This is a genomic window from Micromonospora sp. MW-13 (assembly GCF_003434305.1).
Lineage (GTDB): Bacteria > Actinomycetota > Actinomycetes > Mycobacteriales > Micromonosporaceae > Micromonospora.
Genome location: NZ_QKKX01000006.1, coordinates 1 through 25,002, shown reverse-complemented (window position 1 = coordinate 25,002; position 25,002 = coordinate 1). Strand labels below are relative to the sequence as shown.

The window sequence follows — 25,002 nt, the reverse complement described above, 5'->3', positions numbered from 1 at the left end:
CGCGGGTGGCGTAAGCTACGCCACCCGCGCCCGGACCGCGCCGCCGGGGCACTACTTGGTCTTGTTGCGGAAGTCCGGATGCTCCAGTAGGAACGCGTCCAGTTGCTCCTTCTCCAGGGCGGTGAAGAAGTCCTCGGCCTCGGGCCGCAGCCGCTCCCCCCGGTACGCCGACCCGGTGCCGATGTTCTCCCCCGGCAGCTTGATCAGCTCGACGTTGTCGGAGCGGATGGCCTTGAGGGCGATCGCGAAGTCGATCACGCTGTTGCCCCGGCCGTTGAAGATCAGCGACTGACCGGCGGCCCGGATCACCTTGTCCAGCTTGATCGGGCTGGTCACCACGTCGGCGCTGAACGCCTGGTCGACCATCGCCTTGATGAACTGCTGCTGGTGCCGCTGCCGGCCGTAGTCGGCGTCCGGAACGCCGTTCTTCGGGTACCGCTGCCGGACGTAGTCGAGCGCCTGCCAGCCGCTGAGGTGCTGGTTGCCCTTCTTGTAGACCGCCTGGGGGCCGACGTACCCCTCGCCGTGCGGGTTGCCCTTGCGGTGCACCCCGCTCGGCTCGCGGTGCTCGGAGCGCACCTCGCGCTCGATGTACATGTCGACGCCGCCCATCGCGTCCACGATCTTCTGGAAGCCGGTGAAGTTGATGATCGCGCCGGCGTCGAACCGCTCGATCCCGGTCACCTGCTGCACGGTCTTGGCCAGCAGCTCGAAGCCTCGGGCGGCGTCCGGGTTCTGCCCCGGCACCCGGCTGCCGTACGACATCGCGGCGTTGAGCTTGTCGGTGCCGCCGTGGAACTCCGCCTTGCTGAACCTCGGGATCTCGACCCGCAGGTCGCGGGGCAGCGAGAAGAGGTACGCCCGGTCCAGCTCGGCCGGCACGTGCAGCACCATGACCGAGTCCGCCAGCGGCGGGGTCTCCGGATCACGCGGGTCGATGCCCACCAGCAGGATGTTGAGCGGGCCCTTGATGTCGCTCTTGCGCTCCTGGGCGCCCGCGGCCTGGTCGCCGAACAGGTCGCCCTTGCCGACCGCGCCCTCGTACCGGGACAGCAGCGCCTCGTACCCCACCAGCACCGCGCCGCTGAGCAGCATGAGCACGGCGCCGAAGACCGTGCACACCCGCGCCCACCTCGGCACGCCCGACCATATCGACGGCTTCTTCCTGCCGCCCTTGCCGGCCTTACCCACGAGCATCTCCGTTCGTCACGCCCACGAAGAGGAGACGGGCGCACGCAGCCGAAAAAGTTGCAACGATTGTCACTCGTCCGGGGGGACGGCGTGGATCGACGGTACCTCGCCCACGACGCAACCACCGGCCCGGCAACCGGACAGCGGAGATCATAGGGCCTGTAGGTGAACGAGGACCGCCCCGGTCGTCACCGGGACGGTCCTCGCGGGTGTGGCGATCTTCTACTTCATCAGCTCCGCGGCCTTGCGCTCCAGGTCCTCGAGGCCGCCGCACATGAAGAAGGCCTGCTCGGGGAAGTGGTCGTACTCGCCCTCGCTGATCTTCTTGAACGCCTCGATGGTCTCCGCGATCGGGACCGTCGAGCCCGGCACGCCGGTGAACTGCTCGGCGGCGTAGGTGTTCTGCGACAGGAAGCGCTCGATCCGCCGGGCCCGCTGCACGGTGATCTTGTCTTCCTCGGAGAGCTCCTCGATGCCGAGGATGGCGATGATGTCCTGCAGGTCCTTGTACTTCTGCAGGATCCGCTTGACCTCGGTGGCGACCGCGAAGTGCTCGGCGCCGACGAACTCCGGGGCGAGGATCCGGGACGAGGACGCCAGCGGGTCCACGGCCGGGTAGATGCCCTTGTCGGAGATCGACCGCTCCAGGTTGGTGGTCGCGTCGAGGTGGGCGAACGTGGTGGCCGGGGCGGGGTCGGTGTAGTCGTCCGCCGGCACGTAGATCGCCTGCATCGAGGTGATGGCCTGGCCCCGGACGGAGGTGATCCGCTCCTGGAGCTCGCCCATCTCGTCGGCCAGGGTCGGCTGGTAACCCACGGCGCTCGGCATCCGGCCGAGCAGGGTGGAAACCTCGGAACCGGCCTGGGTGAAGCGGAAGATGTTGTCGATGAAGAGCAGCACCTCCTGCTTCTTCACGTCGCGGAAGTACTCCGCCATGGTCAGCGCGGAGAGGGCGACCCGCAGCCGGGTGCCCGGCGGCTCGTCCATCTGGCCGTAGACCAGGGCGGTCTTGTCGATGACGCCGGACTCGGTCATCTCGGCGATGAGGTCGTTGCCCTCACGGGTGCGCTCACCCACGCCGGCGAAGACCGACGTACCACCGAAGTTGTTCGCCACCCGGGTGATCATCTCCTGGATGAGCACCGTCTTGCCCACGCCCGCGCCACCGAACAGGCCGATCTTGCCGCCCTTGACGTACGGGGCGAGCAGGTCGATGACCTTGATGCCGGTCTCCAGCATCTCGGTCTTCGGCTCCAGGTCCGCGAAGGCCGGGGCCTTGCGGTGGATGCCCCACCGGTCGTCGGCGTTCAGCGTCTCGCCCTCGGTGAGGTTGAGGCACTCGCCGATCGCGTTGAACACGTGGCCCTTGACCGCGTCGCCCACCGGCACGGTGATCGGCGAGCCGGTGTCGCGCACCTCGGCGCTGCGGACCAGGCCGTCGGTCGGCTGCATCGAGATCGCGCGGATCAGGTTGTCGCCCAGGTGCTGGGCGACCTCCAGGGTCAGCGTCTTCTCACCGCCGGAGAGGTTCACGGTGACGTGCAGGGCGTTGAACAGGGCCGGCATGGCGTCGCGCGGGAACTCGGCGTCGACGACCGGGCCGATGACCCGGACCACGCGACCCGTGGCCGTCTTGGTCTCAGCTGGTCCACCAGCAACTGCGGATACAGTCATCACACTTCACTTCCCGACGCGGCAAGCGCGTTCGCGCCGCCGACGATCTCGCTGATCTCCTGGGTGATCCCGGCCTGGCGGGCCGAGTTCATCTCGCGCGTGTACTTCTCGATCATCTCTTCGGCGTTGTCGGTGGCGCTCTTCATCGCCCGCCGGCGGGCGGCCGACTCGCTCGCCGCCGACTCCAGCAACGCCGCGTAGATCCGCGTGTTGATGTACTTCGGCAGCAGCGCGTCGAGCAGCACCTCCGCCTCCGGCTCGAACTCGTACGCCGGAAGCAGGCCCTCCGACCGCGGCCGGTCCTCGACCTGCATCGGGCCGATGACCTTCGCGACGGGGGTCTGGGTCATCAGGGAGTGGAACTCGGTGTAGACGATGTGCAGTTCGTCGATCCCGAGCACCCCGTCCGCCCCGGCGTCGCCGTCCACGTCGTCCGCGCCGGCGGTGAACGCCTTGATCAGCGTCTCACCCACCTCGCGGGCGTCGGCGAACGACGGCTGCTCCGAGAACCCCGTCCAGTTCGCCTCGATCGGCCAGTCGCGGAACCGGTAGAACGCGACGCCCTTGCGGCCGATGACGTAGAGCACCGGCTCCTTGCCCTCGTCCTTGAGCCGGGCGATCAGCGACTGCGCCATCTTGATCGCGCTGGAGCTGTAACCGCCGGCCAGGCCCCGGTCAGCGGTTACCAGCAGGACGCCCGCCCGCCGCACCCGCTCACGCGGAGTGAGCAGCGGGTGGTCGATCCGGGCGTTGGACGCCAGCGCGGTGAGTACGCCGGTGATGGCCTGGGCGTACGGCAGGGACGCCTGCACCCGGGCCTGGGCCTTGGCGATCCGGCTCGTCGCCACGAGCTCCATCGCCTTGGTGATCTTCTTCATCCCCTTCGCCGAGCGAATCCGTTGACGAAGAACGCGTACCTGGGCCGCCATGAGTCAGCCCTACTGCTTCTCGGCGTTGTCGCGGTAGCGGGTCACCGTCTCGCGGTTCTCCTCGCCCTCCAGCGGCTTGGCCGGGGCCTCGTTGATCCGGGGCTCGTCCTCCTTGCCCAGGAACATCTGCTTGAAGCTCACGATCGCCTGGTCGAGGGAGGCGATCAGCTCGTCGTCCCACTTGTTGTCGGCGATCGCCGCGAGGACGCCCTCGTGCTTGTGCCGCAGGTACTGGAGGAACTCGCCCTCGAAGCGGCGCACCTCGCCGACGGGGATGTCGTCCAGCTTGCCCTCGGTGCCGGCCCAGACCGAGACGACCTGATCCTGCACCGGGAACGGCGAGTAGTTCGGCTGCTTGAGCAGCTCGACCAGGCGGGAACCGCGGTCCAGCTGGGCCCGGGATGCCTTGTCCAGGTCGGAGGCGAAGGCGGCGAACGCCTCCAGCTCACGGAACTGGGCCAGGTTCAGCCGCAGCGAGCCGGCGACCTTCTTCATCGGCTTCACCTGGGCGGCGCCGCCGACCCGGGAGACCGAGGTGCCGACGTTGATCGCCGGCCGGACGCCCTGGTTGAACAGGTCGGTCTCCAGGAAGATCTGGCCGTCGGTGATGGAGATGACGTTGGTCGGGATGAAGGCCGAGATGTCGTTGGCCTTCGTCTCGATGATCGGCAGGCCGGTCATCGAGCCGCCGCCCAGCTCGTCGGAGAGCTTCGCGCAGCGCTCCAGCAGCCGGGAGTGCAGGTAGAAGACGTCACCCGGGTACGCCTCGCGGCCCGGCGGGCGGCGCAGCAGCAGCGACACGGCCCGGTACGCCTCGGCCTGCTTGCTCAGGTCGTCGAAGACGATCAGGACGTGCTTGCCGCCGTACATCCAGTGCTGCCCGATGGACGAGCCGGTGTACGGGGCCAGGTACTTGAAGCCGGCCGGGTCGGACGCCGGGGAGGCGACGATGGTGGTGTACTCCAGCGCGCCCGCCTCCTCCAGGATGCCCTTGATCGAGGCGATCGTGGAGGCCTTCTGGCCGATGGCGACGTAGATGCAGCGGACCTGCTTCTTCGGGTCGCCGGAGCGCCAGTTGTCCCGCTGGTTGAGGATGGTGTCCAGCGCGACCGTGGTCTTGCCGGTCTTCCGGTCACCGATGATCAGCTGCCGCTGGCCCCGGCCGATCGGGGTCATGGCGTCGATCGCCTTGATACCGGTCTGCAGCGGCTCGTCCACGGACTGCCGGGCCATCACGTTCGGGGCCTGGAGCTCCAGCTCGCGGAAGCCCTCGTTGGCGATGTCGCCGAGGCCGTCGATCGGCTGGCCGAGCGCGTTGACCACGCGGCCGAGGAAGGCGTCGCCGACCGGCACGGAGAGCACCCGGCCGGTGCGCTTGACGCGCTGACCCTCTTCGAGCTTCGCGGAGTCACCGAGAACGACGACACCGATCTCCCGGACGTCGAGGTTCAGCGCCACGCCGAGCGTGCCGTCCTCGAACTCCAGGAGCTCGTTGGTCATGGTCGAGGGGAGACCCTCGACGTGGGCGATGCCGTCACCGGTGTCGGCGACGGTGCCGACCTCCTCGCGGGAGACGTCGGGCGAATAGGAGGAGACGTAGCGCTCCAGGGCGCCGCGGATCTCCTCCGTCGAGATGGTCAGCTCGGCCATCCTCTGCTTCCTTAAGTATCAGGGGCCCGGGATACCTAGTACCGACCGGTCCGAATGGCGTCTGTCAATCCAGGCGCTTCGCGGGGTGTGCCAGCGGGTGCCGGTCAGCGCTTCGCGAGCGCGTTGCGGGTCTCGTTGAGGCGGCGCAGGACGGTGCCGTCGTACAGGTCGGGACCGACCCGGACGCTGGCGCCACCGAGAACCGAGGGGTCGACCGCCTGCTTGACGGAAACCTCTCGACCGTACATCGCGGAGAGGCGGGCACCGAGGCGGTGCTCGTCCTCGTCACTCAACGGGGCCGCCACGGTCACGTACGCGACCTGCCGGTCCCGCCGGTCGGCGGTGAGCTCGACCAGCCGGGTGACCGAACCGGTGAAGGACCGCCCGCCGAACCCGCCCAGCGCCACCTCGACGAGGCGGACGGTGGTCGGGCTGGACTTGCCGGCCAACAGCTCGCGGGCCAGCGCGGCCCGCTGCTCGACCGGGGCGACCGGGTCGGACAGCGCCGCGGAGAGCGCGGGCTGGCCGGCGACCACCTGGCCGAAGCGGAACAGCTCGTCCTCGATCTCGCCCAGCTCACCGGCCGCGTCGGCGCTGGCCAGCAGCGCCTCCACGCCCAGCCGCTCGGTGCCGTCGAGCAGCTCCGACGGCGCCGACCACCGGCCGGACACCAGCCCGGAGAGCAGGTCGAGCGCGTCCGCGCCGACCTTCCCCCGGAGCATGTCGCCGAGCAGCGCGGCGCGGTCAGCGCCCGGCCGGGCCGGGTCGGACAGCGCCCGGCGCAGCCGCGGCTCGCGCCCCAGCAGGCCGGCGACGGCGAGCAGGTCGTCGGCGGTGGCGGCCACCGCCGACGGCTCCGCACCCCGCGCGTACGCCGCCAGGCGCTCGGTCGCGGCCCGGTACGACTCCCGGCTGGCGGCCTGCATCAGCGGGCCCCCGTGCTCTCGAGGCCGCTGAGGAACCGGTCGACGGTGCCCTTGCGGCGGGCCTCGTCGGCCAGCGACTCGCCGACGATCTTGCTGGCCAGGTCGACCGCGATCGTGCCGACCTCCGTGCGCAGCTCGCGCACGATGGTGGCCCGCTCGGCGGCGAGCTGCTCCTTGCCGGCCGCGATGATCCGGTCGGACTCCTCCCGCGCCTTGGCGAGGATGTCCTGGCGGATGCCGTCGGCGTCGGCCCGGGCGTCGTCCCGGATCCGGGCGGCGTCGGTGCGCGCCTCGGCGAGCTGCGCGCGGTACTGGTCGAGGAGCTGGTTGGCCTCGGCCTGGGCGGCCTCGGCGCGCTTGATGCCACCCTCGATCGCGTCGACCCGGGCCTGGAACGTCTGCTCCATGCGGGGGAAGACGAACTTCATCAGCACGAAGCAGAGCACGGCGAAGGCGACGGACCCAACCACGATCTCCTGCCAGATCGGGATGATCGGGTTGTGCGTCGACTCACCACCCTCAGCGGCGAGGAAGAACATGGAAGACCTCCCGGTCGAAGGGGGGCGGGATTAGGAGAGCGTGCCCTGCCAGATGAAGCCGAACGCGATGCCCAGCAGCGCGAGCGCCTCGATGACGGCGAAGCCGATCCAGACGTACGGCAGGGTCATCTTCGACGACTCCGGCTGGCGGGCCGTCGACTGGATGTAGGCGGCGAAGACCAGGCCGACACCGATGCCCGGGCCGATGGCCGCGAGACCGTAGCCGATGGCGGCGGTGCTGCCCTCTACCGCGGCGTAGATGTCCATTAGTGGGTTCCTCCTGGTTATCACGCGTGACGGTCACGCGGGACGACAACGGGTGGTGCGAGATGGATCAGTGCTCGTCGGCGAGCGCGCCCTGCACGTAGCTGGCGCTGAGCACCGTGAAGACGTAGGCCTGGAGGCAGATCACCAGGAACTCGAGGAAGGTGAGCGCGATGGTCATCACCCAGGACAGCACCGAGACCGGGGCCAGCCAGGCGTTGGCGCTGAGCATCGCGAACCCGCCGAGCGTGAAGACCAGCAGGAGCATGTGGCCGGCGAACATGTTCGCGAAGAGACGGACGGCCAGCGAGAACGGCCGGACCAGGAAGGTCGAGAAGAGCTCGATCGGGATCAGCAGCGGCAGGATGTACCACGGCGCCGGCGGGATCAGGGAGTTCTTGAAGTACTTCACGAAGCCGTGGTGCCGGATGCCGATGTAGTTGAACAGCAGGTAGCTGATCAGGGCCAGGAAGGCCGGGAACGCGATGTGCGAGTTCGGCGAGATCTGGAAGAACGGAAGGATCGCGAAGAAGTTCGTCAGCAGGACGAAGCAGAACAGCGTGGTGAAGTACGGCGCGAACCGCACCCCCGCGTGCCCGATCATGTCGACGGCGATGTTGTTCCGCACGAAGCCGTAGATCGACTCGGCGAGCCACTGCTTCTTCGTCGGCACGAGCTGCGGCTTCCGGTACGTGACCAGGAAGAAGATGATCAGGATGCCGACGGCGATCCAGACCATGGCCGTGATCTTGGTGAACCAGTACGAGTCGTGCGCACCCCAGGGGAGGATGCTGGGCAGGTAGAAGTCCTCCACGCTGGGTGGGAATGCTGCCTCGCCCTGTGCCAGGACGTTCGCCTGTCCGAACACCGCGTCCCTTCCTAAGTAGGCGTGCCGAGTCGGCGGACGACCAGGATGATCCCCCCGGCCATGCCGAGCACGACGCCGATCCCGGTGGCGATGCCGCCGGTGTCGAGCCACTGGTCGACCAGCCAGCCGATGAAACCCCAGACGAGCATGCCCCCGATGAGGTATGAGAGCGCGGTCCAACCCTGGCCGGCACCGGTCGGAGTGTCGTCCGGGCCGCCGCTGGGTCGAGGAGTTTGGTCACCAGCCATGACGGGGCGAACGATATCAGTCGGGAATACGAGGCTGTGCCTCACCCCCCGCACAACCGTAGTTGTGTGGGCATCGGGCGGGCAGTTCGTCTGTTGGCACGCTACTCCCCTTCCGCCACCGAGAGAATGACCGGTGTCGGACACATTCGCGCGTCGTACCGAGAAGTGGGACGTTGGGGGGTCAGCCCCTGGTCCGGCGCGAGTGGACGGTGCTGAGCCACCAGATGTGCGCGCCGGTCCAGACCACCACGCCGGCGCCGATCCCGAGGCAGAGCGGGATCAGCCCGGCCCAGCCCGTCGACGCGACCGCCACCATCACGCCCCCCAGGAGGGTGAACTTGGCGGCGTAGAGGCCGAGCCCGAACGGCAGCACGAGCTGCGGGTTCCGGGCGTCCGCCCAGGCCAGCACCACGGTGGTGAGGCTGTAGCTGACCACGGTGACGGCCACCCCGGCGGCCACGCCGAGCGCCGCGTCGGCGCCGCCGAGGACACCACCGGCCACCGCGCCGAGCGCCGCCACCACGGCGGAGGCCGCCAGCAGCACCGGCAGGTGGCGCAGCCGCCAGCCGCGGTCCTGCACCGCGTTCGCCGCGTCCACCCCGCGCTCAGCCACGGGGGTACGCCGGGAAGGCGGCGACCAGCTCGGCGACCTCGCCGGCGATCCCGGCGAGGGTGTCGGCGCCGCCGGGGGCGCCGGGGTCGGTGCGCACCGCGCGGGCGACCAGCGCCGCGACCTGGCGCAGCTCCGGCTCCCGCATGCCCTGGGTGGTGACGCTCGGGGTGCCCACCCGGACACCGGAGGCGACCATCGGCTTCTGCGGGTCGTACGGGATCGCGTTCTTGTTCAGGGTGATGCCGGCGGCCTCGCAGCGCGCCTCGGCCTCCGCGCCGGTCACCCCGACCTCGCGCAGGTCGACCAGGGCGAGGTGGGTGTCGGTGCCGCCGGAGACCGGCCGCATCCCCTCCGCGGCGAGCCCGGCGGCGAGCGCCCGGGCGTTGTCCACCACCTGGGCGGCGTACGCGCGGAACTCGGGCTGGGCGGCCTCGCGCAGGGCGACCGCCTTGGCCGCGACGGCGTGCATCAGCGGCCCGCCCTGGGTGAACGGGAAGACCGCCTTGTCGACCCGCTGGGCCAGCGGCTCCCGGCTGAGGATCATGCCGCCGCGCGGCCCGCGCAGCACCTTGTGGGTGGTGGCGCAGACGACGTCGGCGTACGGCACCGGGGACGGCACGGCACCGCCGGCGACCAGGCCGATGAAGTGCGCGGCGTCCACCATCAGATACGCGCCCACCTCGTCGGCGATCTCCCGGAACCGGGCGAAGTCGATCAGCCGGGGGTACGCGGTCGCCCCACAGATGATCATCTTTGGCCGGTGGGCGAGGGCCAGGTCACGCACCTCGTCGTAGTCGATCAGCTCGGTGTCCGGGCGGACCCGGTAGCCGACCGTGGCGAACCACTTGCCGGAGAAGTTCACCCGGCTGCCGTGGGTCAGGTGCCCGCCGTGCGGCAGGTCCATCGCCAGCACGGTGTCCCCCGGCTGCACCAGGGCGGCGTACGCGGCCAGGTTGGCGCTCGCGCCGGAGTGCGGCTGGAGGTTGGCGTGCTCGGCCCCGAACAGCTCCTTCGCCCGGGCGACGCCGATCTCCTCGGCCCGGTCCACCTCGGCGCAGCCGCCGTAGTAGCGCCGGCCCGGGTACCCCTCGGCGTACTTGTTGGTGAGCGTCGAGCCCAGCGCGGCCAGCACCGCCGGTGAGGTCAGGTTCTCGCTGGCGATCAGTTGCAGGCCGCCGCGCAGCCGGTCCAGCTCGCCGAGCACCACCCCGGCGATCTCCGGGTCGGTGGCGCTGAGCTGCTCGAAGTCCGGCCCCCAGAAGGTGCTCCTCGCGTTCTCCACAACGCAGGAGTCTATGGGGCCGCACACTGGAGGCCGTGAGATGCCTCGTCACCGGTGCGACCGGGTACATCGGCGGACGGCTCGCGCCCCGGCTGCTGGCGGAGGGGCACACCGTGCGCTGCCTGGCCCGCCGGGCCGGCCGGCTGCGCGACGTGCCGTGGGCGGCGCGGGCCGAGATCGCCGAGGGCGACCTGCGGAAACCGGAGACCCTGCCGGCCGCGCTCGCCGGCGTGGACGTCGCGTACTACCTGGTGCACTCGCTCGGCCAGGCCGGCTTCGAGGCGGCCGACCGGGAGGCGGCGGCCCACTTCGCCGACGCGGCCCGCGTCGCGGGCGTACGCCGGATCGTCTACCTGGGCGGGCCGGAGCCGAGGGCCGACGGCGGCGTCCCGTCGCCGCACCTGCGGTCCCGGGCGGAGGTGGCGCGGATCCTGCTGGCCGGCGGGGTGCCCACGGCGGTGCTCCGGGCGGCGGTGATCATCGGGTCCGGCTCGGCGTCGTTCGAGATGCTGCGTCATCTCACCGAGCGGCTGCCGGCGATGGTGACCCCGCGCTGGGTGCGCAACCGGATCCAGCCGATCGCCGTCCGGGACGTGCTGCGCTACCTGGTCGGCTGCGCCACGCTGCCGCCGGAGGTGAACCGGGCCTTCGACGTCGGCGGCCCGGACGTGCTCACCTTCGAGGACATGATGCAGCGCTACGCCCGGGTGGCCGGGCTGCCCCGGCGGCTCGTCCTGCCGGTGCGCCCGCTGACCCCGTCGCTCTCCTCGTACTGGGTCGGGCTGATCACGCCGGTGCCGAACGCCATCGCCCGGCCGCTGGTGGAGAGCCTGGTCCAGGAGGCCGTGACCCACGAGCACGACATCGCGGGGTACGTGGCCGACCCGCCGGGCGGGCTGACCGGCTTCGACGAGGCCGTCAGGCTGGCGCTGGCGAAGGTCCGCGACGCCGAGGTGGAGACCCGGTGGTCGACCGCGAGCGGGCCGGACGCCCCGGCCGAGCCGCTGCCCAGCGACCCGCGGTGGTCCGGCGGCACGGTCTACACCGACGTACGGCAGCGGGCCGTGGCCGCCCCGCCGGACGCGCTGTGGCGGGTGGTCGAGGGCATCGGCGGCGAGCACGGCTGGTACTCGTTCCCGCTGGCCTGGTCGGCGCGCGGCTGGCTGGACCGGCTGATCGGCGGGGTGGGGCTGCGCCGGGGCCGGCGCGACCCGCACCGCCTCCGGGTCGGCGAGGCGCTGGACTTCTGGCGGGTCGAGGAGGTCCTCCCGGGCAAGCTGCTGCGGCTGCGCGCCGAGATGCGGCTGCCCGGCCGGGCCTGGCTGGAGATGCGCGTCGAGCCCGGCGAGGCCGGCGCGAGCAGCTACGTCCAGCGCGCGGTCTTCCTCCCGAGGGGCCTGGCCGGCCACGCCTACTGGGGCGCGGTCTTCCCGTTCCACGCGATCGTCTTCGGCGGCATGGCCCGCAACATCGCTCACCACGCCGAACACCCCCACCCCCACCCCCACCCCCACCCCCACCCCTGACCCACCACCCACCCACCCACCCCTGACCCACCCGCACCGCGTCGATCATGGAGCCGTGGTGCCCGTTTCACCCGTCATGCGGCTTGTGCGGGGCGCCACGGCTCCATGATCGCGGGGGTCAGTTGCCGGTGCGGGCGCCCGTGACGCGGAGGGCGACCGACTCGCCGGGCGGGACGAAGTCGCGGACCGGCTCGCCGCGCAGCGCGTCGTAGAGGACCGTGCCGACCACGTCGACCAGGCGGGCCTGGACCGCCGCGCCCACCGCGTCGCGCGGATCGTCGGGGTTCGCCGCGATCGAGGCGACGGCGAGCTGCGGGGTGAAGGCCACGACGGTCTCCGTCCCGTTCCCGTCCGAGCTGCCGGTCTTGCCGGCCACCGGCCGGCCCAGGTCGGCGCGCAGGTCGGAGGCGGTGCCGCCGGAGCAGCGTTGGTACATCGACTGGTCGCCGACCGGGCAGCGGGCGGCGTCCGCCGCGCCCCGGGCCACGTCGACGTCGAGCACCTGCCGGCAGTCCGGGCCACCGGCGGTGGCCGGCCGGCCACCGCTGTCGGTGATCGACAACACCGGCGTGGGCGCGCACCACCGGCCCTCCGCGGCCACCGCCGCGTACGCCCCGGCCAGGTCGAGCGGGGTGGTGGCGGTAACCCCCAGGGTGAACGGCCCCCAGTCCCGCGCGCCGTACCGGGCCAGCCGGGCGTCGTCCTCGGCGCGGAACCGGATGCCGAGCCGCTCGGCCATCTCCACCACCCGGTCCGCGCCGACCCGTTCGGTCAACCAGGCGAAGTAGGTGTTGACCGACCGGCCGAAGGCGTCCCACATGGTCCGGTAGCCGTCCATCCCGAGCGGGTCGGCGTTCACCGGGCACCACCGGCCGCCGCAGTTGGCCGAGCCGCCGCCGACCTCGAAGCGGGTGACGATGCGGGCCGGCGCGTCGAATCCGGTGTCCAGCGGCAGGCCGGCCTCCAGCGCGGCGAGCATGGTGAACATCTTGAACGTCGAGCCGGCCTGGTAGCCGACGATCGTCCCACCACCGGCGACGAGCTGGTTCACCGTGTTCGGGCGGTTCGTCCAGCCCGCCGGGTTGTCGGCCATGCTGTAGTTCCGGTTGACCGCCAGGGCCAGGACCCGGCCGGTGCCCGGCTGCACCACGGCGGTCGGCGCGACGCGGCGGTCGTCGACGTCGTACACCTTCCGCACCTGCGCGCTGGCGGTCTGCTGGACGGCCGGGTCGAACGAGGTGACGATCCGGAAGCCGCCCCGGCGCAGGGTGCGCTGCCGCTCGTCGACGGTGGCGCCGAAGGCCGGCTGCTCGTTCCACCAACTGGTGAACCAGTCGCAGAAGAAGCCCCAGTCGGCGTGCTCCTCGGGGACGGCCGTGCAGTCGTTCGGCGTCGTGCTGGGCTTCAGCAGCAGCGGCTCGGCCTTCGCCGCCGCGGCCACGTCGGGCGCGACCTGGCCGGTCTCGACCAGCCGGTCCAGCACGTACGCCCGGCGGAGCAACGCCGCGTCGGCGTCGCCGTTAATCGGGTCGTCGGTGTTCGGCGAGCGGACCAGCCCGGCGAGCAGGGCGGCCTCGGCCAGCGTGAGCGCCGCCGGCTGCTTGGAGAAGTACCGCTTGCTGGCGGCGGCCACCCCGTACGCCCCGGCGCCGAAGTAGGCGATGTTGAGGTAGCCGGCGAGGATCTGGTCCTTGCTCAGCTTTCGTTCCAGCGCCAGGGCGTACCGCATCTCCTTGAGCTTGCGGGAGACGGTGATCTCGGTGGCCTTGGCCCGCTGCTCCTCGGTGAGCGCCGGGTCGCCGGCCAGCACGTTGCGGACGTACTGCATGGTCAGCGTGGACGCGCCCTGCCGGGTGCCGTCACGCTGGTTGGCGGTGAACGCCCGGACCACGCCGCGCGCGTCGACGCCCGGGTGCTGGTAGAAGCGGACGTCCTCGGCGGCGACGATGGCCTGGCGCATCACCGGCGCCACCCGGCTCAGCGGCACGTCCACCCGGTCCTCGGTGTAGAACGAGGTGATCAGGGTGGTGCCGTCGTTGGCGTAGAGGGTGGAACGCTGGGCCGTGGGCGGCGTGCTCAGCGACGCGGGCAGCTCGGGCCAGGGCTCGGTGAGCCCCCGCACGCCGATCCCGAGGACCAGGGCGGCCGGCAGGGCGGCCACGGCCAGCGCCAGTCCGGCGAGCACCCCGGCAATCACGATGGTCATCAGCTTGTCGAGACGACGAACCCGGATCATCAGCTCTCCCCGCAGGAGCCGGTCAGCGTGCGGACTCGTTCAGAATGACCTGGAACCCACCAGGCACCCCCGCTTTTCCCCAAAGGGGGACGAGTTTCGCGAGAAAGACACGCGACGCGCCGCGGGACGCGCGGGACGACCGGCCGGCCGCGCGGGACGGCCGGCCCGGCCGGGACCGGGCGGCGGTACGGGGTGGCCGGGCGTCAGGGCAGCAGGACGGCGGCCAGCGGGTGGACGGTCTCCTCGATCTCGTCGGCCACCCGGCTGAAGCACTGGTCGCCCCGCCCCCACGGGTCGTCGAGGTCGTCGGTGTGCAGCGGGGACGCGCCCTGCCGGGCCGCGTGCACGGCGGCGACCAGGGCCACCCCGCGCGTGTACACCGCGTCCGGGCTGGCCTCGGCGGCCGGCAGCGCGGCGGCGTCCACCGCCGCCAACAGCCGGCCGAACTCGCCGAGCACGAAGGTGCGGGCGGCGGCGTCGGGGCGCAGCGCCACCACGTACTCCTGCTGGTCGGCGGTGGCGGTGAGGACCAGGTCGGCGGCGTCGATCTGGTCGGAGCGCAGCTTGCGGGCGGCGAAGCCGGCCGCGGCACCGCCCCGGGAGACCACCTGCCGGGCGGCCGGCGGGTTCATCTCCTCCCCCGCGTGCCAGCCGCCGGTGCCGGCGCTGTGGCTGTGCAGCAGCCCGTCCGCGCCGGCCAGGTCGGCGCCGCGCCGGGTCAGCCGCTCGCGGACAGCCAGCGCCAGCAGCCGCTCCGCCATCGGCGAGCGACAGATGTTGCCCATGCAGACGTGCAGGACGGTGAACGGCGGCACTCAGCCCACCCGGCTCTCGACGATGTCGGGCACGACGTCCCGCAGCTTCTTGAACGGGATCGCCCCGGCGCGCAGCACCCGGGGCACGTCGCCGGTGAGGTCGACGATGGTGCTCGGCACCGGATCCGGGCAGGGCCCCGCCTCCAGGTACGCCCGGACGGTGTAGCCGAGCTGCTCCCGGGCCGCCTCGGCGGTGACCGCCGCCGGCTGACCGACCTTGTTGGCCGACACCACCGCCATCGGGCCGGTCTCCCGCAGCACCTCCAGGGCCACCGGATGCAGCGGCATCCGCACGGCGACCGTGCCGCTGTCGTCGCCCAGGTCCCACGACAGGCTCGGCGAGTGCTCCACCACGATGGTCAGCGCGCCCGGCCAGAACGCCTCGACCAGGTCGCGGGCCGACCGGGGCAGCGTGAAGACCAGCCCGTCGAGGGTGTGCCGGGACCCGATCAGCACCGGCGGGGCCTGCCGGCTGCCACCCTTGGCGTCCGAGAGGGCCTTCACCGCGTACGGCGTGAAGGCGTCGGCGCCGATCCCGTAGACCGTGTCCGTCGGCAGGACGACCAGCTCGCCGTTCTTAACAGCCTCGATGGCAGCGGCGATGCCGCGGTCCCGGTCGGCGGGCGACCGGCAGTCGTAGAGCATCACGAGGAGCCAGTCTGCCACGCCCGGGCCCCGCCGGCCTCCTCGGCGTGACCAGGTCCCACGGGCACGGCCTCCCGGCGGCGGCGGGCGGTGGCGAACCGGGGCCGCCCGGCCAAGTCCCGATGCTCCTCGACCGCCTCGTACCGGCCGTCGGCGGCGAGCAGCGCCGGCACCACCGCCCCGTGCGTGTCGTCGTGCTCGACCCCGAGCACCCCGCCGGGGCGCAGCAGCTCGGCGGCCCGGGCGAGCACCGGCCGGATCACGTCCAGCCCGTCCGCCCCGCCGAAGACCGCCTCGTCGGGGTCGTGCGCCGCCACCTCCGGCGGGACGAGCACCGCGCGCGGCACGTACGGCGGGTTGCACAGCAGCACGTCCACCCGCCCGGTGAGCCCGGACAGCAGCTCCGGGTCGGTGACGTCGGCGGCCACCACCTCGACCGGCCGGTCCCCGGCGGCGACCCGGTCGGCGGCGTTGCGGCGCAGCCAGGCCAGCGCGGCCGGCGACCGCTCCACCGCCACCACCCGGGCAGCGGGAGCCTCCTGGGCGACCGCCAGCGCGATCGCCCCCGAGCCGCTGCACAGGTCGACCACCAGCGGCCCGCCGAGGGCGGCCTCGGCCGCAGCGTCCCCCTCGGCAGCCCCGGCGGCCGGCGGCTCGGCCCGCGCGGCGGTACCGGCCGCCGGTGACTCGGCGCACCCCGGCTCGGCGGGCGACGGGGCACCCCCGGGCCGAAGCCGGGCCTGGTCGACGCCCCAGCCGGCCAACAGCTCGGTCTCCGGTCTGGGCACGAAGACGCCCGGCCCGACCGCCAGCTCCAGGTGCCGGAAGCCGGCGCTGCCGGTGAGGTGCTGCAACGGCTCCCGGGCCGCCCGCCGGGCGACCAGGGCGGCGTACCGGTCGAGCTGGCCGGCGGTGAGGCCGGCGGCCAGCGCCAGCCGCCCCCGGGGTACGCCCAGCACGTGCGCGGCGAGCAGCTCGGCCTCGGCGCGGGCCGCCTCGACGCCCGCCGCGGCGAGGGTCCGCGCGGCGCGGGCCACCGCCACCGAGGGCCGAAGCCGTTCTGACCCTTCGGACGGGTGTTGCGGGAGGAAGGTCACGACATAATCATGAAGCGTCGCCGGAACGCACCACGAGCTGGTGCGTCGGCGCACACCGACAGGGAGGTCGCGGGTGGGCTGGCTCGACCGGGTCAACGACCAGGTTGACGTCCTCACCCGGGCCCGCGACCTGCAGGAGGTGGACCGCTCCGCCGAGGCGTGCGTACTGCTCGACGGGGTGGTCCACAGCACCGCCAACCCATATGTCCGGGCGGACGCGCTGGTGCAGCGCCTCTCCGCGTTGATCAATCTCGGTCGCACCGCCGAGTTCACCCGGGCCATCGAGGAGGCGTCCAACGCCGTCCGGGACCTGCCCGAGCCCTACCTGCACGGGCACGTCAACGCCCTGGCCGCGCTCGCCGCCCACCACCAGGGGGCGCTCGACCGGTGCGTCACCCACCTGGTCAAGGCGGCGCGGGCGCTCGGCGCGGTGGACGACCCGGACCGGGACACCGCGTGGGGCTGGCACGACCTGGCGATGGCCTACTCGTACCTGAGCTTCCACGGGTACGCCCTCGGTGCCATCGAACGCGCCCGCCAGCTCGGGGTCGCCGCCGGCATCCCCGAGGAGACCTTCGCCGCCCCCGGGATCCGGCTGCGCAACGCGGTGGCCCTCGACCACAACGGCGACAGCGACGGCTGTCTGCGGGTGCTCCGGGACGTCGCCTCCGACCTGGGCCGGTTCCTGCGCGGCGAGCGGGCCGGCCAGCTTCGGCCGAGCAGCCTCGCCGCGTACGGCTACGCCGCCGCCCGGCGGGCCGCGCTGGGCGACCGGGTGGAGACCGGCACCGACGCGGACCCGACCCGGCTGCTCGCCCACGGCGGGGACAGCGCCCGGGCCCGCGACCTGCGTCAGCTCGGCCAGGTGTGCCTGGCCGTCGCGGCCGGCAACCCGATCGAGGCGGTCACCCGGCTGGACAACGCCCGGGTCTCCCACGAGACCCTCGGCGCGGCCGAGCCGGCGCGGCTGCGCAGCATCGCGTACGCGCGGGCCGGCGACCACCCGGCGGCGCACCGGGCCGACCGGCACGCGTTCCGGCTCGCCGCGCAGCGCAACGACCGGCTGCGGGACGTCTACATCGATGGCATCGCCGCCCGGATCGACCACGAGGAGATGCGCCGCGAGGCCGCCCGGTACGAGGGCGAGGCGCTCACCGACCCGCTGACCGGGCTGCCCAACCGGCGCCGGCTGGAGCGCTACATCGCGGCGGTGGTGGCCCGCGGCGAACGGGTGGTGATCGGCGTCTGCGACCTGGACGGCTTCAAGGCGGTCAACACCCGGCACGGCCACCACTCCGGCGACCTGGTCCTCCAGCGCGTCGCAGGGGTGATCAACCGGGTGATGCGCCGGGGTGACTTCGTGGCCCGCTACGGCGGCGACGAGTTCGTGGTGGTGCTGTCGGGCGCCGGCATGGCCGAGGCGGCCGAGGTGGCCCGCCGGATCGAGGCGGCGGTGCGCACGGAGGACTGGGAGTCCCTGGTGCCCGGCGCCCCGGTCGGGGTCAGCATCGGCTTCGCCGAGGTCACCGGCTCCGGCCCGGGTCTGCGCGACGCGCTCGGCACGGCGTTCGAGACCGCCGACCGGGAGATGCTCGCCGCAAAGACCCGCCCCCGCGCCTCCTGACCCTCTCCCGGGGTCGGTCAGCGGCGGGTCAGCTCGGTGTCGCCGGCCAGCCGGGCGGCGCGGTCGGCCTCGGCGAGGGCGTCCAGCACGCCGTCCAGCTCACCGGCGAGGGTCAGGTCGAGGTTGTACGCCGTGTAGCCGATCCGGTGGTCGGTGATCCGGTTCTGCGGGAAGTTGTACGTGCGGATCCGCTCCGAACGGTCCATCGTGCGCACCTGTGCCTTGCGGGCGTCCGAGGCGGCGGCGTCGGCCTGCTCCTGGGCGGCGGCCAGTAGCCGGGCCCGCAGGATGCGCATCGCCTGCTCCCGGTTCTGGAGCTGGGACTTCTCGTTCTGACAGGAGACCACGATCCCGGTCGGCACGTGGGTGATCCGCACCGCCGAGTCGGTGGTGTTAACCGACTGCCCACCCGGCCCGGACGAGCGGAACACGTCGATCCGCAGGTCGTTCGAGTCGATGACGACGTCCACGTCCTCGGCCTCGGGCAGCACCAGGACGCCGGCGGCACTGGTGTGGATCCGCCCCTGCGACTCGGTGACCGGGACGCGCTGCACCCGGTGCACGCCGCCCTCCCACTTGAGCCGGGACCAGACCCCGTTGCCGCCCTCCGGGACACCCTTGGTCTTGATCGCCAGCGAGACGTCCTTCACCCCGCCCAGATCGGAGTCCTGCGCGTCGAGCACCTCGGTGAGCCAGCCGCGCCGCTCGGCGTAGCGGGTGTACATGCGCAGCAGGTCACCGGCGAACAGGGCGGACTCCTCGCCGCCCTCGCCGGCCTTGATCTCGACGATCACGTCCTTGGCGTCGTGCGGGTCGCGCGGGATCAGCAGTTCGGCGAGGCGTTGCTCCAGCGCCGGCAGGGTGGCCGCGATCGACTCCGCCTCGGTGGCGAAGGACGGGTCCTCGGCGGCCAACTCCTTCGCGGCGACCAGGTCGGCGCGGGCCTGCTCCAGTTCCCCGGCCGCCTTGCGCAGCGGGACCAGCTCGGCGTACCGGCGGCCGACCCGGCGGGCGGTGCCCTGGTCGGCGTGGATGGCCGGGTCCGCGAGGCGCTTCTCCAGCTCGGCGTACTCGTCGAGGAGGGCGGCCAGCCGTTCGCTGCTCATGCTCGGGGTGCTCCTTCGACGACGAGGACCGGCCGGGGACGGTCGGCCGGACAGACGGGGGCGATACGGACAGCGCCCGCGCCCGGCAGGAAGCCGGACGCGGGCGCCGAACGGGAGCTACTTGGCCTTCTTGGCCTGAACCTTGGCGTACTTCTGCTGGAACTTGGCGACCCGGCCGGCCGTGTCGAGGACGCGCTGCTTACCGGTGTAGAACGGGTGGCAGGCGCTGCAGGTCTCGACGTGGATGGAACCGCCCTTGGCGGTGCTGCGGGTCGTGAAGGTGCTGCCGCAGGAGCAGCTGACCTCGGTGGTCGTGTACTCCGGGTGGATGTTGGACTTCATGTCGCCTCGGTCCTTTCGTGGGTGGTCGCCGGGTCGCCGTGCGGCCCCGACGCGTGGTGCGCGCCGGGCTCGGGCGTGAACCGGAACCGGTGGCCGACTGACCAGTGTGCCATGGGCGTGAGCCGGTCCCTCAGGCGGGCCGCACAGCAGGTCCGGCTTCGTCAACGTGCCGGTATCCTGCCGCATTCCCGCCCCGCCGCCCCGCAGTCCGGCGCCGGCGGGCCCTTGGCGCGACACCCCCGCGGAGGGGAACCCCGCCCGCGGCCGGTCGCCCGGGGAGCGGGCGGCGGGCGGGTGCGGCCGGGCGTACGGTGGGCTGGTGTCCGATTCGCCCCAGGAACCGCCCGGGACGGGGGTTCCGCCCCGACTGGTCGCCACCCGGGGGCTGCCCGCCTCGGGCAAGACCACCTTCGCCCGCACCCTGCAACCGTCGGTGGTCCGGGTGAACCGGGACGACCTGCGCCGGATGCTGCACGGCGAGCGACTCTTCACCCAGTGGGCGGAGGCCCAGGTCACCCGGGCCCAGCGGGCCCAGGTGGAGGCGCTGCTGCGGGGCCGGGTGAGCGTGTGCGTGGACGACACCAACCTGCGGGCCCGGACCCTGCGGGACTGGGCCCGGCTGGCCGCCGACTGCGGGGCCGGCTTCGAGGTGCACGACTTCACCGACGTACCCCTCGACGAGTGCCTGCGCCGGGACGCCGCGCGGCCGGCGGTCGACCGGGTGGGCGAGGCGGCGATCCGCCGGCTGCACGACCGCTTCCTGGCGAACCGCCCGCTGCCGCTGCCGGTCCCCGAGGTCACCCCCGGCGCCCCGGCGCGCCGGGGCGGCGCACCGGCCGAGCCCCCGGAGATCGTCCTGGTCGACCTCGACGGGACGGTGGCGCTGCACGTCTCCCGCAGCCCGTACGACATGACCCGGGTGGCCGAGGACGTGCCGAACGAGGCGGTGGTCGCGGCGGTCCGGGCGATGCACGCCGCCGGGTACGGGGTGGTCTTCTGCTCCGGCCGGGACGCCTCCGCCCGGGCCGACACGGTCGCCTGGCTGGCCCGCCACGTGCGGGTGCCCTACCTGGCGCTGCACCTGCGGGCCGTCGGCGACGCCCGCCGGGACTCCGTGGTCAAGCAGGAGATCTACGAACGCGAGATCGAGGGCCGCTACCGGGTGGTCGGCGTCTTCGACGACCGGATGCAGGTGGTTCGGATGTGGCGCTCCCTCGGGCTCACCGTCTTCCAGGTCGCCGAGGGCGACTTCTGAGCCGTCCTCCAGGTCGCGCGGGGAGGCCCCTGCCGCCGCCGGCAGGGGCCTCCCGTACGGCTCAGGCGGCGGGACGCTGGGCGGCGGCGGCCCGGGTGAGGGTGACGGTGGCCTCGGCGCGGACGCCGTTGACCGTCACCGCGAGCCGGACCGTCGCACCCGGACGCAGCGCCGTCAGCTCGCCCGTGGCCGGGTCGAACCGGGCCACGTGCCAGGGCCGCAGCCCGCCGGCCGGTCCGACGTGGACGCTCGGCGAGGCGGACCAGTCCGCGCTGACCGGGGCGGCCACCGGCACGACCCGCCCGCTCGGCTGGGTGAGCGTCGCGGTGACCCGGGCCGGGGCGCCCACCGGCACCGTCTCCGGCGCGGTCAGCGCGAGCCGGTCGACGTGGGCGTGGAACTCGGCGGACACCCAGCGGGGGCCCTCGGCGAGCGGGTCGCGGCGGGCCCGCTCGGCCTCGGCCGGGGTGACCGGGTCGACGCCGAACTCCGTCCAGCCGGTGAAGCCGCCGAGCTGCGCCGGGGTGGACGGGTCCTTGCCCGCGTTGCCGTTGACCACGTACGGCACCCCGTCGACCCGGTCGGCGTGGAACGTGCCGACGTGGCCGTTGACCACGAGCGCGCCCTTGCCGGTGCGGTGCTGGAAGTCGGCGAGCCACTGCTCGACCAGCGCCGCCTCCTTGCGGTCGCCGAGCTGGCTGGCCTTGGCCGGGCTGGGGTCGCGCGGCGGGTGGTGGAACAGCACGGCCACCGAGCCGACGCTGGCGTCGGCGGCGGCCCGGTCGAGGGTGGCGCGCAGCAGCTCGACCTGGCCGAAACCGCTGCCCCGCAGCGACCCGGCGGACGTGTTCAGCGTGACGAACCGGGTGCCGGCGTGGTCGAAGACCCTGGAGGTGGCCCCGAACGCGGCGGTGAAGTTGCCGATCGGGGCGCCCATGATCTCGTGGTTGCCGGGGACGTAGTAGTAGGGCAGCTCGCCGCCCAACTCCTCGTCGAGGATCCGCCTCGCCAGGGCGAAGTCCGCCGGGTACGCGGTGTCCACGAAGTCCCCGTTGATCACCAGGAAGTCCGGCTTGGCGGCCCGGACCTCGCGCAGCGTGCGGCGGGCCTGGGCGACCAGCTCGCTGTCCGGGGCGGCGGCGACGAACTGGGCGTCGGACATCACCGCGAAGCGCCAGGGCGCCCCGTCGACGGTGCCGTCGCGCAGCACCACCCGGTCGGTGCGCGGCGTCTCGGCCGGCACGTCGAGGGTCGGCGGCACCTTGGCCACCAGGTCGTCGACGACGATCTCACTGGTGTACTGGGCGGCGGCGTTGGTCTCCGCCACGTAGAACCGGCGCACCCGCACGGGGTACTGCACGCCGGCCGGAACGGCGAACTCGACGTACCGCCAGCCGGTCCAGGTGATCAGCGGTCCGCGCAGCACGTGCTGGGTGTCCTGGGCGTCGTGCAGGTGCAGGCTGGGCCACTCCCCCGTGCCGTTGCCGTTGATCCACATGCCGAACGCCTGCGGCTGGCCGGGCACCTCGATCCAGGCCGGCGGGTCGGCGTACGCGGCCCGGGTGCCGGTGGACTGGCTGAAGTCGTACGACATCCTCAGGCCGGTGCCGGTGTGGCCCGGCGCCGGGGCGACGGAGCCGCTGGCCCGGGCCTGGCTGAACTTCCAGGACGCCGCGTCGTCGAAGGTGGCCACCGGGACGTCGGTGAGCCCGACGGTGACCGGCAGCACGGTGGTCCAGGCCCCGACGCGCACGGTGACCAGGGCGGAGCCGCTGTCGGCGACCGCCTTCACCGAGAGGTTGCCGTCCTCGGTGGGGGTGACGTCGAGCAGGCTCCGGTCGTAGTCGAGCCGCAGGTCGGCGGGCTCGATCGGGGCGGTGTTGCCCTCGGCGTCGTAGCCGACGACGCCGAACAGGGCGGCGTCGCCGGCCCGGTTCAGGCCGACCCGGTCGGTCGTGGCGTCGATCCGGGCCAGCGGGCCGAGCACCGTGAGGTCGAGCCGGCCGCTGGCCCCGCCCCGCCAGGCGGTGACGGTGCTGCGGCCGGGCACCCCGGCCCGGAAGATCCCGTCGCCGGTGACCTTCCCGTGTGCGGCCGGGTTCGCCCGCCACGCCGGGGCACCGGCCGCCGGGCCGTACGTCTCGTCGTGGCCGGTGGCGGTGAGCCGGCGGGTGAGGCCGGGGAAGACCCGGTCGGGCCGGCCGCCCCGGACCGGGGCGACTCCTGGCGCGGCGGTGGGGTCGCTGGTGGTGCGCAGCCAGTAGCCGGTGAGCCGGCCGCTGCCCTTCGGCGCGTAGATGGCCAGGCCGTTGGGCACGGCGCGCTCGGCGCCGTCGGACGGGCTGTTCGCCACCTCGACGGTCGCCTCGCCGGGGCGGCGGGCCAGCAGGGTCGAGGAGCCGCCGCCGTCGAGGTTGAGCGCGGTCCACGCGCCCAGCTCGGCCATCATCCGGCCCATCTCGGTCTGGGTGACGCCCCGGCTGTCCACCTGCCGGCCGTCCACGGTGAGCATGATCATGCGCTTGCCGTCGGCGGTGAAGCCGACCGCGGTGCGCGGCGCCAGGGAGGCGTCGGCGATGCTCTGCACCGCCCCGTCGCGGACCAGCACGTTGCCGCCGCCGACCGCCGCGCGCAGGGTGCCGTCGTCGGAGGCCTTCGGCCGGTACGCCACGCTCACCGCGTCGCCCGGCCGCAGGCCGGCGAGGGCGTCCGCGCCGGTGTCCCGGCCGAGCAGCACGGTGGTGCCGGCGGGGATCGGGCCGGCGCCCGCCGCCGTGGTCACCGTCGCGACCCGACCGTCGACCACGGTCACCTCGGCGACGCGCTGCGCCCCCGCCACCGCACGTTCCCGGGGGTACGTTCCCCAGAGCGGGGTGAACAGGCCGATCCCGTTCGTCTGCACCATGTTGTTGAACTGGGTCAGCGGCACCGGGCCGGTGGGCAGGGTGGCGGTGCCGTCGAAGTTCACCTGGATCACCCGGCCGAGGCCGTCGGCGCTGATCGCGACGGCGTTGGTGTGCCCGGCGACGGGCGACTGGACCAGTTCCCCGCCGCGTACCCCGATCCCCTGGGCCGCCCCGGAGTTGTTGATGTCGAAGAAGTCGCCGTTGACGGCGGCGACGGCCCGGGACCGGTCCACCGCGCCGCGCAGCGGCTCGGCCTTCGCCACCTCGCCGGAGTTGACGTAGTCCACGGTGACCCCGCCGGTGAGGTCGGCGGTCAGCGCGTCGGCGCGCAACCAGCCGTCGGCGTCGTACCGGTCGAAGGAGGTCAGGTCGAGGCCGGGGGCGACCGGCCGGACGGTCTTGACGGTCTCCAGGCCGCCGGCCGGCTCGACGCCGCTGGCGGCGCGGGTGGCGGCGCTGGCCGCAGCCGGGTCACTGGCGAGCGCGACCGCGTCGGCGGGGGCGGACGAGGCGCGGGGGGCGTCCTCGGCGGCGGTCTCGGCGGCCGGGGCCGGGGGCGGTCCGGCCGTGGCCGGCGCGGGGCCGGTCAGGGTGAGTAGCGGCGTCAGCAGCAGGACGCCGGCGAGGTGAGCGGATCGACTGCGGGTGCGCATGGACGCCAGTCAACCCGACGGTGAACAGAAGTTTCAATACCCAACGGCTTAACTGAAGGAAAACTTCACGCCCCGGCAGGCCCGGCGACCTGCCCCGACGACGCGGAAGGGCACGGCCGGGAGCGGCCGTGCCCTTCCGTCAGCCCCCGCCGGTCACTCTCCCGGCGTGGACTTCGCGATCTGCATCAGGAACTCGATGTTGGTCCGGGACTGCTTGAGCCGGTCCAGCAGCAGGTCCAGCGCCGCCTGCGAGTCCAGCGAGTGCAGGACCTTGCGGAGCTTGTGGATGATGGCCAGCTCCTCCGGCGCGAGCAGGATCTCCTCCTTGCGGGTGCCGGACGGGTGGATGTCGATGGCCGGGAAGGTCCGCTTGTCGGCGATCTTCCGGTCCAGCTTCAGCTCCGCGTTGCCGGTGCCCTTGAACTCCTCGAAGATGACCGTGTCCGCCATGGAACCGGTCTCCACCAGCGCGGTGGCGAGGATGGTCAGCGAGCCGCCGTTCTCGATGTTGCGGGCCGCACCCAGGAACCGCTTCGGCGGGTAGAGCGCGGTGGAGTCGATACCACCCGACATGATCCGGCCCGAGGCCGGCGCCGCCAGGTTGTACGACCGA

21 protein-coding genes and 1 pseudogene are annotated in these 25,002 nt (G+C 73.0%); 3 read left to right on the top strand and 19 right to left on the bottom strand.

Features of this window, described 5'->3' with window-relative positions:
- Positions 1-51 precede the first annotated feature (51 nt).
- The 11 genes from C5N14_RS03930 to glyA form a co-directional block, all read right to left on the bottom strand.
- Positions 52-1,197, bottom strand: coding sequence for an LCP family protein (locus tag C5N14_RS03930; protein WP_117665591.1), 1,146 nt, complete (start codon positions 1,195-1,197; stop codon positions 52-54).
- Between the two features lie 216 nt (positions 1,198-1,413).
- On the bottom strand, positions 1,414-2,865 hold the full coding sequence (gene atpD, locus C5N14_RS03925) for a F0F1 ATP synthase subunit beta (RefSeq protein ID WP_117665589.1): 1,452 nt from the start codon (positions 2,863-2,865) through the stop codon (positions 1,414-1,416).
- Positions 2,865-3,794 (bottom strand): F0F1 ATP synthase subunit gamma, encoded by a 930-nt coding sequence (locus C5N14_RS03920; protein WP_117665587.1) that lies wholly within the window; start codon positions 3,792-3,794, stop codon positions 2,865-2,867. The genes atpD and C5N14_RS03920 overlap by 1 nt, the downstream gene beginning before the upstream one ends.
- A gap of 9 nt (positions 3,795-3,803) precedes the next feature.
- Positions 3,804-5,444 (bottom strand): F0F1 ATP synthase subunit alpha, encoded by a 1,641-nt coding sequence (atpA, locus tag C5N14_RS03915; protein WP_117665585.1) that lies wholly within the window; start codon positions 5,442-5,444, stop codon positions 3,804-3,806.
- Between the two features lie 104 nt (positions 5,445-5,548).
- Positions 5,549-6,370: a F0F1 ATP synthase subunit delta gene (locus tag C5N14_RS03910; RefSeq protein WP_117665583.1), complete on the bottom strand. Its 822-nt coding sequence runs from the start codon at positions 6,368-6,370 to the stop codon at positions 5,549-5,551.
- Positions 6,370-6,909 carry a F0F1 ATP synthase subunit B gene (locus C5N14_RS03905; protein ID WP_117665581.1) on the bottom strand — a complete coding sequence of 180 codons (540 nt, stop codon included), beginning with the start codon at positions 6,907-6,909 and terminating at the stop codon, positions 6,370-6,372. The genes C5N14_RS03910 and C5N14_RS03905 overlap by 1 nt, the downstream gene beginning before the upstream one ends.
- A 30-nt stretch (positions 6,910-6,939) precedes the next feature.
- A complete protein-coding gene (locus tag C5N14_RS03900; protein ID WP_117665579.1) occupies positions 6,940-7,176 on the bottom strand; it encodes an ATP synthase F0 subunit C in 237 nt (78 codons plus the stop codon).
- 67 nt (positions 7,177-7,243) lie between these two features.
- The gene (atpB, locus tag C5N14_RS03895; RefSeq protein WP_117665577.1) at positions 7,244-8,041 is read right to left on the bottom strand and encodes a F0F1 ATP synthase subunit A; all 798 of its coding nucleotides are present in this window, start codon (positions 8,039-8,041) and stop codon (positions 7,244-7,246) included.
- An 11-nt stretch (positions 8,042-8,052) separates the two neighbouring features.
- Positions 8,053-8,289: an AtpZ/AtpI family protein gene (locus C5N14_RS03890; protein ID WP_117665629.1), complete on the bottom strand. Its 237-nt coding sequence runs from the start codon at positions 8,287-8,289 to the stop codon at positions 8,053-8,055.
- A gap of 181 nt (positions 8,290-8,470) precedes the next feature.
- Complete coding sequence (locus C5N14_RS03885; protein WP_117665575.1) at positions 8,471-8,902, bottom strand: hypothetical protein; 432 nt, start codon at positions 8,900-8,902, stop codon at positions 8,471-8,473.
- On the bottom strand, positions 8,895-10,184 hold the full coding sequence (gene glyA, locus C5N14_RS03880) for a serine hydroxymethyltransferase (protein WP_207892609.1): 1,290 nt from the start codon (positions 10,182-10,184) through the stop codon (positions 8,895-8,897). The genes C5N14_RS03885 and glyA overlap by 8 nt, the downstream gene beginning before the upstream one ends.
- 35 nt (positions 10,185-10,219) lie before the next feature.
- Between glyA and C5N14_RS03875 the strand changes: the two genes are divergently transcribed.
- Positions 10,220-11,710, top strand: coding sequence for an SDR family oxidoreductase (locus C5N14_RS03875; RefSeq protein ID WP_117665571.1), 1,491 nt, complete (start codon positions 10,220-10,222; stop codon positions 11,708-11,710).
- A 118-nt stretch (positions 11,711-11,828) separates the two neighbouring features.
- On the opposite strand, the gene C5N14_RS03870 is transcribed toward C5N14_RS03875, so the two are convergent.
- The 4 genes from C5N14_RS03870 to C5N14_RS03855 form a co-directional block, all read right to left on the bottom strand.
- Positions 11,829-13,946 carry a transglycosylase domain-containing protein gene (locus C5N14_RS03870; RefSeq protein WP_117665569.1) on the bottom strand — a complete coding sequence of 706 codons (2,118 nt, stop codon included), beginning with the start codon at positions 13,944-13,946 and terminating at the stop codon, positions 11,829-11,831.
- Between the two features lie 203 nt (positions 13,947-14,149).
- Positions 14,150-14,761, bottom strand: a complete 612-nt coding sequence (locus C5N14_RS03865) for a phosphotyrosine protein phosphatase (RefSeq protein ID WP_117665567.1) — start codon at positions 14,759-14,761, stop codon at positions 14,150-14,152.
- Positions 14,762-15,427 carry an L-threonylcarbamoyladenylate synthase gene (locus C5N14_RS03860; protein ID WP_371685794.1) on the bottom strand — a complete coding sequence of 222 codons (666 nt, stop codon included), beginning with the start codon at positions 15,425-15,427 and terminating at the stop codon, positions 14,762-14,764.
- Entirely contained in the window at positions 15,406-16,503 is a 1,098-nt protein-coding gene (locus C5N14_RS03855) for a HemK/PrmC family methyltransferase (protein WP_243639128.1), read from the bottom strand. Before C5N14_RS03855 ends, C5N14_RS03860 begins: the two co-directional genes overlap by 22 nt.
- 73 nt (positions 16,504-16,576) lie before the next feature.
- Here C5N14_RS03855 and C5N14_RS03850 point away from each other — a divergent pair, with 73 nt between their 5' ends.
- On the top strand, positions 16,577-18,127 hold the full coding sequence (locus C5N14_RS03850) for a GGDEF domain-containing protein (protein ID WP_117665563.1): 1,551 nt from the start codon (positions 16,577-16,579) through the stop codon (positions 18,125-18,127).
- 17 nt (positions 18,128-18,144) lie between these two features.
- On the opposite strand, the gene prfA is transcribed toward C5N14_RS03850, so the two are convergent.
- Both prfA and rpmE read right to left on the bottom strand, forming a co-directional pair.
- The gene (gene prfA / locus C5N14_RS03845) at positions 18,145-19,233 is read right to left on the bottom strand and encodes a peptide chain release factor 1 (protein ID WP_117665561.1); all 1,089 of its coding nucleotides are present in this window, start codon (positions 19,231-19,233) and stop codon (positions 18,145-18,147) included.
- Between the two features lie 117 nt (positions 19,234-19,350).
- On the bottom strand, positions 19,351-19,575 hold the full coding sequence (gene rpmE, locus C5N14_RS03840; protein ID WP_117665559.1) for a 50S ribosomal protein L31: 225 nt from the start codon (positions 19,573-19,575) through the stop codon (positions 19,351-19,353).
- A 319-nt stretch (positions 19,576-19,894) separates the two neighbouring features.
- Between rpmE and C5N14_RS03835 the strand changes: the two genes are divergently transcribed.
- A complete protein-coding gene (locus C5N14_RS03835) occupies positions 19,895-20,830 on the top strand; it encodes an AAA family ATPase (protein ID WP_117665557.1) in 936 nt (311 codons plus the stop codon).
- 61 nt (positions 20,831-20,891) lie between these two features.
- Here C5N14_RS03835 and C5N14_RS03830 read toward each other — a convergent pair whose 3' ends face one another.
- Both C5N14_RS03830 and C5N14_RS03825 read right to left on the bottom strand, forming a co-directional pair.
- The gene (locus tag C5N14_RS03830; RefSeq protein ID WP_371685796.1) at positions 20,892-23,735 is read right to left on the bottom strand and encodes a phosphodiester glycosidase family protein; all 2,844 of its coding nucleotides are present in this window, start codon (positions 23,733-23,735) and stop codon (positions 20,892-20,894) included.
- Positions 23,736-24,542: 807 nt separating this feature from the next.
- Positions 24,543-25,002: pseudogene (locus tag C5N14_RS03825) on the bottom strand (transcription termination factor Rho); the annotation flags it as partial.